This is a genomic window from Actinoplanes sp. CA-051413 (assembly GCF_050955795.1).
GTDB lineage: Bacteria > Actinomycetota > Actinomycetes > Mycobacteriales > Micromonosporaceae > Actinoplanes.
In genome coordinates this window covers 2,482,597-2,494,157 of sequence record NZ_CP192100.1, presented here as the reverse complement: position 1 = coordinate 2,494,157, position 11,561 = coordinate 2,482,597, and the positions used below count along the sequence as shown (strand labels likewise).

13 protein-coding genes are annotated in these 11,561 nt (G+C 70.6%); 8 read left to right on the top strand and 5 right to left on the bottom strand.

Features of this window, described 5'->3' with window-relative positions:
- Positions 1–7 precede the first annotated feature (7 nt).
- From ACQP2Y_RS11955 to ACQP2Y_RS11930, 6 genes are all read left to right on the top strand, one after another.
- Positions 8–1,021: a GNAT family N-acetyltransferase gene (locus tag ACQP2Y_RS11955; RefSeq protein ID WP_433727274.1), complete on the top strand. Its 1,014-nt coding sequence runs from the start codon at positions 8–10 to the stop codon at positions 1,019–1,021.
- A 9-nt stretch (positions 1,022–1,030) separates the two neighbouring features.
- A complete protein-coding gene (locus tag ACQP2Y_RS11950) occupies positions 1,031–2,266 on the top strand; it encodes an FAD-dependent monooxygenase (protein WP_433727272.1) in 1,236 nt (411 codons plus the stop codon).
- Between the two features lie 53 nt (positions 2,267–2,319).
- A complete protein-coding gene (locus ACQP2Y_RS11945) occupies positions 2,320–2,997 on the top strand; it encodes a DUF998 domain-containing protein (protein ID WP_433727270.1) in 678 nt (225 codons plus the stop codon).
- A 2-nt stretch (positions 2,998–2,999) separates the two neighbouring features.
- Positions 3,000–3,788, top strand: a complete 789-nt coding sequence (locus ACQP2Y_RS11940) for a GNAT family N-acetyltransferase (RefSeq protein ID WP_433727268.1) — start codon at positions 3,000–3,002, stop codon at positions 3,786–3,788.
- A gap of 29 nt (positions 3,789–3,817) precedes the next feature.
- Complete coding sequence (locus ACQP2Y_RS11935; protein WP_433727266.1) at positions 3,818–4,432, top strand: SGNH/GDSL hydrolase family protein; 615 nt, start codon at positions 3,818–3,820, stop codon at positions 4,430–4,432.
- A gap of 779 nt (positions 4,433–5,211) precedes the next feature.
- Positions 5,212–5,655 (top strand): hypothetical protein, encoded by a 444-nt coding sequence (locus ACQP2Y_RS11930; protein WP_433727264.1) that lies wholly within the window; start codon positions 5,212–5,214, stop codon positions 5,653–5,655.
- A 560-nt stretch (positions 5,656–6,215) separates the two neighbouring features.
- Here ACQP2Y_RS11930 and ACQP2Y_RS11925 read toward each other — a convergent pair.
- From ACQP2Y_RS11925 to ACQP2Y_RS11910, 4 genes are all read right to left on the bottom strand, one after another.
- Positions 6,216–7,043 carry a DUF72 domain-containing protein gene (locus ACQP2Y_RS11925; protein WP_433731908.1) on the bottom strand — a complete coding sequence of 276 codons (828 nt, stop codon included), beginning with the start codon at positions 7,041–7,043 and terminating at the stop codon, positions 6,216–6,218.
- Positions 7,044–7,102: 59 nt separating this feature from the next.
- Positions 7,103–7,849 (bottom strand): MBL fold metallo-hydrolase, encoded by a 747-nt coding sequence (locus ACQP2Y_RS11920; protein WP_433727262.1) that lies wholly within the window; start codon positions 7,847–7,849, stop codon positions 7,103–7,105.
- A gap of 14 nt (positions 7,850–7,863) precedes the next feature.
- A complete protein-coding gene (locus ACQP2Y_RS11915; RefSeq protein WP_433727260.1) occupies positions 7,864–8,538 on the bottom strand; it encodes a tetratricopeptide repeat protein in 675 nt (224 codons plus the stop codon).
- A gap of 102 nt (positions 8,539–8,640) precedes the next feature.
- Positions 8,641–9,825, bottom strand: coding sequence for a spore photoproduct lyase family protein (locus ACQP2Y_RS11910; protein ID WP_433727258.1), 1,185 nt, complete (start codon positions 9,823–9,825; stop codon positions 8,641–8,643).
- 114 nt (positions 9,826–9,939) lie between these two features.
- Here ACQP2Y_RS11910 and ACQP2Y_RS11905 point away from each other — a divergent pair, with 114 nt between their 5' ends.
- Together ACQP2Y_RS11905 and ACQP2Y_RS11900 are read left to right on the top strand one after the other, a co-directional pair.
- Entirely contained in the window at positions 9,940–10,536 is a 597-nt protein-coding gene (locus ACQP2Y_RS11905) for a DUF2975 domain-containing protein (protein ID WP_433727256.1), read from the top strand.
- Entirely contained in the window at positions 10,536–10,802 is a 267-nt protein-coding gene (locus ACQP2Y_RS11900; protein WP_433727255.1) for a helix-turn-helix domain-containing protein, read from the top strand. Before ACQP2Y_RS11905 ends, ACQP2Y_RS11900 begins: the two co-directional genes overlap by 1 nt.
- On the opposite strand, the gene ACQP2Y_RS11895 is transcribed toward ACQP2Y_RS11900, so the two are convergent.
- Positions 10,745–11,545: an SDR family NAD(P)-dependent oxidoreductase gene (locus ACQP2Y_RS11895; protein ID WP_433727253.1), complete on the bottom strand. Its 801-nt coding sequence runs from the start codon at positions 11,543–11,545 to the stop codon at positions 10,745–10,747. The two genes, ACQP2Y_RS11900 and ACQP2Y_RS11895, sit on opposite strands and share 58 nt — an antisense overlap.
- Positions 11,546–11,561: the final 16 nt, after the last annotated feature.

Below are 11,561 nucleotides of genomic sequence, written 5' to 3'. Positions count from 1 at the left end.
ATCCCCGATGAAGGCTTCGCTGGTGGACCCGACAGCCCGGGAATGGAAGGAGGCACTGCAGCAGACCCCGCACGACATGTACCACGAGCCCGCGTACGTCGAGCTCGACGCGAAGCTCTACGGCGGCGCGCCGACCGCCTTCCACTACGCCGAGGAGGGCCGCCGGCTGCTCCTGCCGTTGATCCTGCGAGATGTGCCCGGCTCGGAGCTGCGTGACGCCATCTCGCCGTACGGCTATCCCGCGCCGATCGCCGGCGGCGACCCCGCCTTCTGGGCCCGGGCCTGCGCCGCGATGCTCTCCACGTTGCGCGCCGAGGGCATCGTGACGGCGTTCGTCCGGATGCACCCGCTGCTGGACGCGCCGCTGAGCACGCTGGAACGCTTCGGCGCGCTGGTCCGGCACGGCGAGACCGTCTCGATGGACCTGACCGTCAGCCTCGACGAGATGTGGCGCCAGACCCGCAGCGACCACCGCAACCACATCAACCGCGCCCGCCGCGAAGGCACCCGGATCGTCTTCGACGACTGGGACCGGCTCGGCGAATGGGTGGCCGTCTACCACGACAACATGCGGCGGGTCGGCGCGTCGTCGTACTACTTCTTCACCCGCGAGCACCTGGCCGCGCTGCACGACGCCGTCGGCGACCGCATGCACCTGGCCGTCGCGCTGGAGGGTGACGAGGTGGTCGGTGGCAACACGTTCTTCGAACACGACGGCATCGCCACCGGCTACGTGTCGTCGACCCGGCGGGCCCCCAAGCGCTACGCCGACGAGCTGCTGTACGACGAGGTCCGGCGGTGGTGCAAGAGCCGGGGCGACACCGTCTTCCACCTCGGCGGGGGCAAGGGTGGCAGCAACGACTCGCTGTTCTCGTACAAGGCCGGTTTCTCGCCGGGCCGGCACCCGTTCCACACCTGGCGGATCGTCGCCGACCCGGACGCGTACCGCCGGCTGGTGGCCGACCGCCGGCCCGGCACCGACCCGGACGACCTGTCCGCCACCTTCCCGCCCTACCGTTAGGAGCCCGGCATGCGCATCACCTGCATCGGCGGCGGCCCCGCCGGCCTGTACTTCGCGGTGCTGGCGAAGCTGGCCGACCCCGCGCACGAGGTCACCGTGCTGGAACGCAACCCGGCCGGCGTCACGTACGGCTGGGGGGTGGTCTTCTGGGACGACCTGCTCGACGACCTGTTCCGCTACGACCCGGTCAGCGCCGGACGCATCGCCGAGGCGGCCTGCCGCTGGGACGAGTACGAGGTCCGCGCCACCGGCAAGGCGATCACCCACCTGGCCGGGTACGGCTTCAGCCTGGGCCGGCACAAGCTGCTGGACATCCTCGCCGCCCGCGCCGTCGAGCTCGGCGTCGAGATCAGCTACCGCGACGAGCTGACCGAAGTCCCCGACGCCGACCTGGTGGTGGCCTGCGACGGCGCCGGCAGCAAGATCCGCGACCAGCACGCCGAGCACTTCGGCGCGGAGCTCGAGACGGGCCGCAACAAGTACATCTGGCTGGGCACGCCGCACGTCTTCGACACGTTCACCTTCGGCTTCGAACGCACCGCGGCCGGCTGGATCTGGTACCACGCCTACCCGTTCGACGACGGCACCAGCACGTTCATCGTGGAGTGCGCGCCGGAGACCTGGGCCGGGCTGGAGCTGGACCGCCTCGACGCGGTGCAGGGCTGCGCCCGCCTGCGGGAGATCTTCGCCGACCACCTGGGCGGGCAACCACTGATCGACCAGCGCGCCGAGATCGGCGGCACCGGCTGGCTGAACTACCGCCGGCTGACCAACCAGCGCTGGGACCACGGCAACGTGGTACTGATGGGCGACGCGGCCCACACGACCCACTTCGCGATCGGCTCGGGCACCAAACTGGCCATGCAGGACGCGATGGCCCTGGCCGACATGGTGGCCGGCGGCGACGACCTGGCGGTGGCGCTGGAACGCTACGAACACCGCCGCAAGACGGCGCTGGCCCCGCTGCAACGGGCGGCCAAGGCCAGCAGCGAATGGTTCGAGCGGGTGCCGGACTATGTGGACCTGCCGGCCAAGCAGTTCTCGTACGCGCTGTCGAACCGCCGCGGCGAATACCCGATGTGGCGGTACCTGCTGCATGTGGCGACGCAGAGCGCGGCGCCGCGGGCGTTGCTCCGGTGGACGCTGAGCGGGCGGCGCTGGCACCGGGCCCGACGCCGGCCGGCCCTGGCCGCCGCGAGCACGACAGTGCGCCGGCCCCGCGAACGAGCGGCGGCGCGAGGCTGACACCGTGTCAACCGTAGTTGACACCATGGCGCCGTGTCAACTACGGTTGACAGATGACTCCCGCCGGTCCGCCGCAGCCACACCGCTTCCTCCTGCTCTGCGGCCTACTGGCCGGACCCCTGTTCGTCGGCTCGTTCCTGCTGGAAGGAGCTTTCCGCGACGGCTACGATCCGCTCCGCCATCCGGTCAGTTCCCTGTCGCTCGGGCCGGGCGGCTGGGTGCAGATCGTCGCGTTCCTGAGCGCCGGAGTGCTCACGCTCGTCTTCGCCGTGGGGTTGCGCCGCAGCCTCAGACCCGGACCGGGATCGGCCGCCGGCCCGTTGCTGATCGCCGTCTGGGGTGTGGGCCTGCTCGGGGCCGGGGTCTTCGTCACCGACCCGGTCAGCGGCTATCCGGCCGGTACGCCGGCGACACCGGACGTCCCGAGCCGGCACGGCCTCCTGCACGACCTTGCCTTCTCGCTGCCGGGCTTCGTCTGCTTCGCCGCCGCGATGCTCGTCTTCGCCTACGCGTTCACCCGCCGCCGCGCCCTCGGCTGGGCCGTCTACTCAGGGCTCAGCGCCACCGCGTTCCTCATCCTGTTCGTCCTCAACAACGCGGGCTTCGCGCAGGACCCGCGGTGGGTGTCGACGGCGGGTCTGCTGCAACGCCTGACCATCGGTGTCGGCTGGCTCTGGCTCACTCTGCTCGCCGTACGCCAGCTGACCGTGCGGCCCTCGGGCACCATGTGACCATGGTCGACACCGCCGCTCTCCTGGCCGCCTACGACGAGCAGATGCGGATGGCGCACGGCACCGTCCCGTCCGGCATGACCTACGAGTACGACGGCCCGATCCTGCGGATCGTCGGCGCGCACGTGGGACGGATCCGGACGCCCCGCGACGCGGGCGTCCGGGGCGTCGAGCTCGACCGGCTGATCACCCGGCAGCGGGACTACTTCCAGGCCCGCGGCCAGGGCGTCGAGTGGAAGCTGGCGGCCCACGACCTGCCCGCGGAGCTGCCCGAACGCCTGGTCGCGGCCGGCTTCGAGCCGGAGCAGCCGTCAACCGTGCTGCTCGGCCACGCCGAGGAGGTGGCCGCCGAACCGGTGCTGCCCGACGGCGTGGTGCTGCGGCAGGTCAGCGAGGCCGAGGACCTGCGCCGCTTCGCCGACCACCAGACCGAGGTGATCGGGACGGACTGCTCCTGGGTCGCGGCCGACCTCGGCGCCCGGGTGGCGGCCGCTCCCGGCTTGATCACCATCCTGGTCGCCGAAGCCGGTGACCAGGTGGTCTGCACCGCCATCGCGACGTACTACCCGGGCACCGACTTCGTCGCGCTGCTCGGCGGCGCGACACTGCCGGAGTGGCAGGGACGCGGTCTCTACCGCGCCATGATCGCCTCCCGGGCCCGGGAGGCGGTCGCCCGCGGCTTCCGGCTGCTGCACGTGGACGCGTCCCCGGCCAGCGCGCCGATCCTGCGCCGGTGCGGCTTCCACGAGATCACCACCTCGACGCACTACCAGTGGACGCTGCCGCAATAGATCGCCGCGCCGAGGTGTTGTACCACAGCGTGACCCTTGCTTTCGCCGTCCTGGGCGACTCCATCGCGTACGGGCAGGGCGCCGCCCGCCCGGCCGACACGATCGGCGCGCGACTGGCCGCCGACCTGTCCACCGCCGGCATCACCACCGACGTCCGGGTGTTCGCCGTCCCCGGCGCCCGTAGCCAAGCCCTGCACAGCCAGGCCCGCAGCGCCACCACGTGGCGCCCCGGGCTGGCGCTGATCATCATCGGCGCCAACGACCTCACCCACTTCGTGCCACCGGCGCAGGCCGCGGCGAGCCTCGGCGACGCTGTCCAGACGCTGCGCACGGCCGGCGCGGAGGTGGTCGTGGCCCCGGCGCCGGATCTGAGCGTGGTGCCGTGGGTGCCGCCGCAGACGCGGATGCTGGTCCGGGCGGCCAGCGCTGCGATGCGGCAGGCTCAGACCCGAGCTGCGGTTGACGCCGGGGCTCGGGTCGCGGACATCGAGGTGGGTTCGGCTGACGCGTTCGCGGTGGATGCGAGCTTGTTCAGTGCGGACCGGTTTCATCCGTCCAGTGCCGGCTATGCGGTGATCGCCGAGTCGCTGGCCCCGGCGGTGCGCGCGGCGGCTGCGGCCGCGCTGGCCGGGCGGGCCGGCTGAGGTACGGCGGTCAGCCCGCCGACACGCGAGGCCCGCTCAAAGTCGGCGTATTCAGGCTGTGGTCGCAAGGCTGCTGGTGAACGAACCGCGCGCATCGCGGCATGAGAGGCGTCACTTCAGCCAGCTCAGTTACGGCTGACGAGGCCGGGGGCAGCGTGGTCGAACGCTGACGTGCCATCCACCGGCTCGCACATGGATCTGATTCGACGCCGGCTGCACGGCGAGACGGCGAAATGGCCATGTCGGGGTGCGGAAGGACGACTTATTGCACACTCTACGACGCGGCGCGAGACGAGGTGCCTGGTGTTCACCAGCTCGTTCGGGGCAGTACCATTGACTTGAATGCGGTATCCATGTGGTGATGTGCGCGCAGGCGTCCTCACGTCATGAATTCGCGCGCAAGTTTCTGAATGGCCATACGGAGTGCGGCATTATGTTGAAGGCTGCCGCCCAGTTACAGTCGAGAAACTCGCTCAGCCCAACTTCGAAGCGATTGTTCGGTGTTTCAGACGAGGGCGTGAGTCGTGCATGAAGGCTACGCGACGTACGCGAGTGTCTGGAATGTTACCCTCGGGGATACCGCGGTACTGCCCGGCTCTCCCGAGTACCTCGCGTGGTTTGAAAATCTTAGTGTACCAATCCCCGGACCGAGCCGCTCACGGCTGAAAGCTACTTTGCGCTGACGTTATTGCCGACCTGTGCATGAGAGTTCCCTGCCCGCAGAGCGTCCCCCTGTCGGAGCTGCGGATAGAATCGTGCCGTGGAAGGAGGAAATACCGATGATTCCCACTTTTGAAATTTTCCCTGGGCTGGGGGTGGCCGAGGCTCGTTTTGGCGAGCAGCGCGCCGATCACCGTGCACGTCTCGGTGATCGTCACTCCTTCGAGCACGGACCCGGCACGGGAGAGATCGACGGGTACTCCGACGGCACCCTGATGCTCTCCTACGACGAGCGGGACCGCCTCGCATCGATAGAGATCGCCGGCGCCAACGCTCTGGTGAACGGCGTTCAGGTGGTCGACCGGCCGCTGGCGGACGTGCTGGTCGACCTCCGCGGGGTGGGGGTATCGCCGGAGTTCGTCCCCGATCAGTACTTCAGACTGCCGGGTATGAACGTCTATCTGAGCACGCCGTCACCGGAGGAACCCGAGGTTCCCATCGAGAGCGTGGCGATCCTGCCGGCTGAATGGACCGAACCGGCCGTCGGGGCCGGCGGTGATTGAACAATGCGACCGTTTATGGTTTGCGTTCTGGATACGGGGCGTAAGTGGCTGACACCGCCAATGAGGGTCGGCGTATCCAGAAATTCGGCGTTACCAGAACCCGCTTGAGGGGGTGAAGGTCCAGCTTGCCGAGCTTCGCGGCCTCGCCAAGACCGTTCCTCCCCTGATCGAGGCCGATCGCGAGCGATGGTGGGATGAGATCGGCTCCCGAGCGGGTCATCCGGATGAAGGCATGATAGAAATCTGCGGAAGCGAGTCAAGCCCGGAAGAGGGATATAGATTCGCCGAGTGTGACCGAACGTTTGCTCCGCGCCGCCGATCATGGCGTGGGAGATACTCCGCGAATATCTTGCGCTGAAGCTGAAGATGAGCACGCTGAACTACAAGGCGCCTCAATTGGCGAAAATTGCGGGATCAAGACCGATTTCCGCCGCAAGCAAAGAGGCCATTTGACACGGTCGCAGTGGCGAGAGTAATGCACTCTTCTCGGCTAAAAGCGGACGCCTGATCATGCGGCTTCAGCGAGCAGGCGGGTGAACCGTCAGGCACGTGGGGTTCGCTCAGAAGAGGGTGAGCGGCTCGACCGGGTCCGGCTCGGGCAGTGGCTCCAGCTCCGGCACCCGGGCCCGCACCGCGTCGTGAAAGCGGCGGGCCAACTGCGGCGCATCGGCGTTGTCCGGCGTGTGCACGAACACCGTCGGCGCCCGACCCTCCCGCAGCCAGCCCACCGTCACATCCACCCAGTGCTGCCAGCCCTCGACCGTCTCCGTGACCGCGTCACGGCCCAGGTAGCGGATGATCGGCCGGTCGGTCAGGGCCTGCGAGCGGCGCGGCAGACGCGGCTTCTTGGTCCAGGCGTCGCGTTCCGCCGGGCTGGTCGGGAGCTTCGCGAAGAACACCGTGGTGTCGAACGGCACCCATTCGGCGTCGGCGGCGGCGAGGACTGCTTCCAGCTGCGCAGTGGCGCGGGGGTCGTCGAAGAAGGCCGGGTGGCGGACCTCCACGGCGTACCGGTAAGAGGTCGGCACCTGCCGCAGGAAGGTCTCCAGGGCCGGGAGGTCGGCCGGGCCGAAGGATCCCGGCAGTTGGATCCACAACGCGTGGGCCCGCGGGCCCAGCGGCTCGATCGCGTTCAGGAAGATCCGCAGCGGGTCCTCGGCCGCGACCAGCCGGCGCTCGTGGGTGATGACTTTGGGCAGCTTGAGCACGAACCGGAAGTCCGGGTCGGTCTGCTGGGCCCAGGTCTCCACTGTGTCGCGGGCCGGCGTCGCGTAGAAGGTGGTGTTTCCCTCGACCGCGTTGCACCAGCCGGCGTACGCCCGCAGCCGCTCGCGCGACGGCAGCGGGTGCGCCACGAAGCGTCCCTGCCAGGACTTCAGTGACCACATCGCGCATCCCACGTGAAGCCGCATGCCGAAATGGTAGGCGGTGGGCCGGAGCGGCCGGTTCACGCGGGCAGGCCGGCCGCCAATGTTCGCAGAGCCTGGGCGGCGCCGGCCGTCAGCGGCTCGCCGTGGCCGGGCAGGATCGCCTTGATGTCCATCGCGGCCAGCTTGCGGACCGAGTCGTTGGCCTTGGCCTCGTCGGCGGTGTACTGGGGGTCGGAGCGTTCCAGGCCGTTGCTCGTACGCAGGGCGTCGCCGGCCACCAGGACGCCGGTCGTCGGCTCGAAGATCGAGATGTGGCCGAGGGTGTGGCCCGGTGTCTCGACGACGCGCATCCCGAAGACCTCGTCGCCCTCGGCGAGCGGCTTCAGCGGTTTGTCGGAGATGATCGAGGAGAGGTCGCCGGAGCCGGCGTAGATGGAGGCTTTGACGAGCGGCGCGATTTCGGCCAGGCCGCCGATGTGGTCGTCGTGCAGGTGGGTGAGCACGATGTGCTTCACCGACGACCATCCGGCGCCCGCCGCCTTGAGACCCTCTTCGATCGCCGACTGCGAGCCGGCGGTGCCCAGGTCGACGATCGCCGCCTCACCGTTGCGGACCAGGATGTACGCGGCCACGTAGGACACGGTCACCCGCCGCCAGTCGCCGGCCACCGCGCCGCTGGCCGCCGGGACGGGCTGCTCCGACGACGCGGCCGGCGCCGGTGGCCCGGACGACTCCGACGAGCAGGAGCCGAGCACGGCCACACCCAGTGCACCGGCCCCGGCCGTGAACAGCAGCCGGCGGCGAGACAGCGACAGATTCCCCATGACCACCGATTGAATCAGGTCGCGCCGCGAAAATCCGCCCTCGCCTGCCCGATCTGCCGCACGATGGCGAGTGCCCCCTGCGACTGCGCGATGGCGTCCGCCTCGTCGAGGATCGCGTCCGCGTCCGCGCGCCGGCTCTGGGCGGCGGCGATGTAGGCCAGCCCGACCATGTTGGCCGCCACGCCCGGCAGCGCCCCGATCTCCCGGCGCAGCCCGGAGGACTCCTCCAGCCGGTCGCGCGCCTCATCGAGCCGGCCCGCCGTGTGGGCGGCGATGCCCAGGTGGCGCAGCGCCTCGGCCTGGGTCGGCTTGTCGCCGGTCTGTGCGGCCAGCCGACAGGATCGCTCCAGGTACGGAACGGCGCTGTCGGTGTCCCGCCGGATGACCTGGTGCAGGCAACCGATCCAGAACAACGCCTCTGCCTCGCCCCGTACGTCGCCCAGCGCCCGGTACAACTCGGCCGCGCGGGTGAACAGCGGCAATTCGGCCGGATGCTCGACGGGTGCCGGGCCGTCGTCGGCACGGCCGCTCAGGAACCGTGCGTGCAGGATTCGTCCGCGGGCCAGCGCCGTGTCGGCCTCCACGGCGTCCAGGTCCCGCTCCGCCTCGGCCAGCGCGCCGACATCCCCGTTGTACACCGCCTGGTGATAGGACTTCCCGGCTCGTTCGATCCGATCCTCGGCGCTCATCGCCGCCCCCGTTCCAGCATCGGCGTCCGTGCTGGGCCGCAGCCTAGTCCGCCGGCCGGCCGGGAAAAGGCCGCGTGACGGGCCGGCCGGGCCGGGTGACGGTCAGGTCCAGTAGAGAATCCGGCAGGACGGCAGCCGGGCCGCGATCTCCGCCTCGAACCAGCCGCGCAGCTCGGCCATCGTCCCGGCCGGGTAGACGTACTTCACCGCGCCGAACTTGCCGTGCTTGCGGCTGCGGGACTCCTCGTCCATCTCCAGCTTCGTGCGCGGGTACCAGCCCAGCAGCACTTCCTTGCTGCCCGGGGTGAAGCGGTGGGTGATCAGCTCCGCGGTCAGATCGAGCCCCGGTACGCCCTCGACCGCTGCCGCCACCTGGTCCAGCAGCAAGCCGTAGTGAGTGCGCCAGTCCTCGACCGGCATGATCGGCGCGATGGTCAGGCCGACCGGATAGCCGTCGAGCGCCAGCTTGCGCAGCGCCGCCAGCCGGTCCGCCACCCGGCTCGTGCCGCCCTCCATGCGGTCGCTGACCGGCGCGCAGTTGACGCTGAGCCGGACCCGGGTACGCCCGGCGTGCGGCAGCCCCACGAAGGTGTCGACGTCGTCGAACTTGGTCGTCCAGCGCAACTGCACCGGCGCGTCCCAGGCCCCGAAGTGCTCGACCGCGCGACGCCAGCTGCCGGTCAGATGTTCCAGGGCCAGCGGATCGGTGTAGCAGGACGCCTCGAAGGTGGTGCCCTCGTCGCGGCGGGCGGCCCGGCGGCTGGTGATCGTCCCGCGCCCCTCGTACGCGGCCAGGCCGGCCAGGATGTCGTCCAGGTCGGCGTACACCCGGGTCACCGGCGGCCCGGACAGGGAGCCGGCCAGGTAGCAGTACTGGCAGTGCGCCGGGCAGCCCTCGGCCAGGTCGAACCGCCAGTCAGCACTGGGGGCGATCGGCTGCAGGGTGCGCCGGGCGGGCGGGCTCACCACGATGGCCATGGTGGCTTTCGCGCGAGCGTACGTCTCCCGGTCGGTCTCACCGCGTACCCCGGTCAACCGGTTGGCCCGCAGCCGCTCGACCTCGATCCCCTGGGCCTCGACCAGCGCCATGATCCGCCGCCCGTGCGGGTGGTCGTAGGCCGCCGGGGTGGCCACCACCCGCCGCGGCGTCCAGCGGCGCGCGGGCCGCGCGGCCGGCGCGACGGCGCTGAGGTCGAAGGTGCGCACCGCCTCCCCGCTGGCGCTGTGCGGGGCCGCGGGCACGTCCGGGGCGAGCGGCTGGTCGACGTCGACGAAAGGCTCGGTCACCCCGGGCAGGTACCCCGGCCAGGACGGATCTACCGGCCGGCGTTGACGGGCCACCCGGACCGGCATATCGTTTCTCGATATCCATATCGTTTCTCGATACGTCAGGCGGGTCTCATGGACGCACAGTTGGGCCGCTGGCTGCGGCGGTTGCGCGGCACCGCGACGTTCATCGCGGTCGCCTCCCTCTGCCTGGCCGTCGCGGTGCTGGTGATCGCCGTCATCCCGGGATCGCCGGTCGCGCTGGGACTTCCGACGGACATGCTGACCGGCTGGGACACGATCCGGGGCATCGCGCCCGGGGTCGTCGTCGACCCGACCGGCGAGGTGGTCTTCTCCGTGACGGACCCGTCGCTGGCCCAGCGGCTGCTGTCCGCGGCGACCTCCGTCCCGGGCCTGCTGCTGATGGCCTGGATCGCGCGCCGGATGGCCACCGTGCTGCGGGCCGCGCAGGACAGCGACCCGTTCACCCGGTGGACCGTCCGCGAGCTCGACCGGACCGCGAAGATCACCGCGTTCGGCGGGGTGGCGGTCTGGGCGATCACCGTCGTCGCCGAATGGACGCTGTCGACCACGATGCTGACCTCGGGCGCGGCGCTGACCACGCACGGGTCCCTGGCCGGCTGGCTCGCCGTCGCGCTGATCTTCGCCGCGTTCGGTCAGCTCATCGCCCGCGGCGTGGCGATGCGGGCCGAGCTGGACACGCTCGTCTGATGGGTGAGGACGGGCACCGGATCGCGGTGCACCTGGACTCGCTCCTCGCCGCGCGCGGCATGACCCTGGTCGAGCTGTCCGCCCGGGTCGGCGTGACCGTGGCGAACCTGTCGATCCTGAAGAACGGGCACGCCCGGGCGCTGCGCTTCAGCACCCTCACGGCGATCTGCGACGCGCTGGACTGCACCCCGGGCGACCTGCTCAGCGTTCAGCGCAAGGTGATGACGTTGCCGGTGATCAACGCGGAGGCGTCGGAGGCCAGGTAGGCGATGACCTCGGCCACCTGCGCCGGGGTGGCGACGTTCACCAGTGCCGTGCTCTGGGCCACGAATTCGCGAACCGCGTCGGTCACCCATCCGGTATCAGTCACCGGCGGATGGACCACGTTGGCGGTGATGCCGAGAGGCGCCAGCTCGACCGCGGCGGACATCGTGTAGTTGGTCTGGGCGGCTTTCGCGGCGCCGTACGAGACCTCCTGCGGGAAGCCGAGCTCGGCGCCGGAGGTCAGGCCCACGATCCGCCCCCAGGTCGCGCCGCGGGCGGCGTGCCGCCGGGCGAACTCGGCGATGAGCAGCGCCGGCGCCATCGCGTCCACGGCGAACTGCTGCGACCAGGTCGCGACGGTGACGGGCTGCATCTGCCGGCCGTGCTGGTCGACGGTCTGCGGGCTGAAGGTGTCCTGCACCCAGCCGGTGGCGTTGTTGATCAGGATGTCGACCGGGCCGAAGGTGGCCTCGGCCAGGTCGAACAGGCGCTGCGGGGCCTGCGGATCGGTGAGGTCCTCGTCGGCGGCGACCGCGTCGCCGCCGCCGGCGCGGATGGCGGCCACGACGGCGTCGGCGGTCCGGGCCCGGCCGGCCCGGTAGACATCCGGGACTGCCGGGTCGACCGGGTCGTGGATTTTCCGGTACGCACAGACGACCGCACAGCCACCGGCGGCGAGCGCCTCGGCTGTGGCGGCGCCGATGCCGTGGTTGGCGCCGGTCACCAGGGCGACGTGTCGGGGCATCCGCGCAGTCTGTATC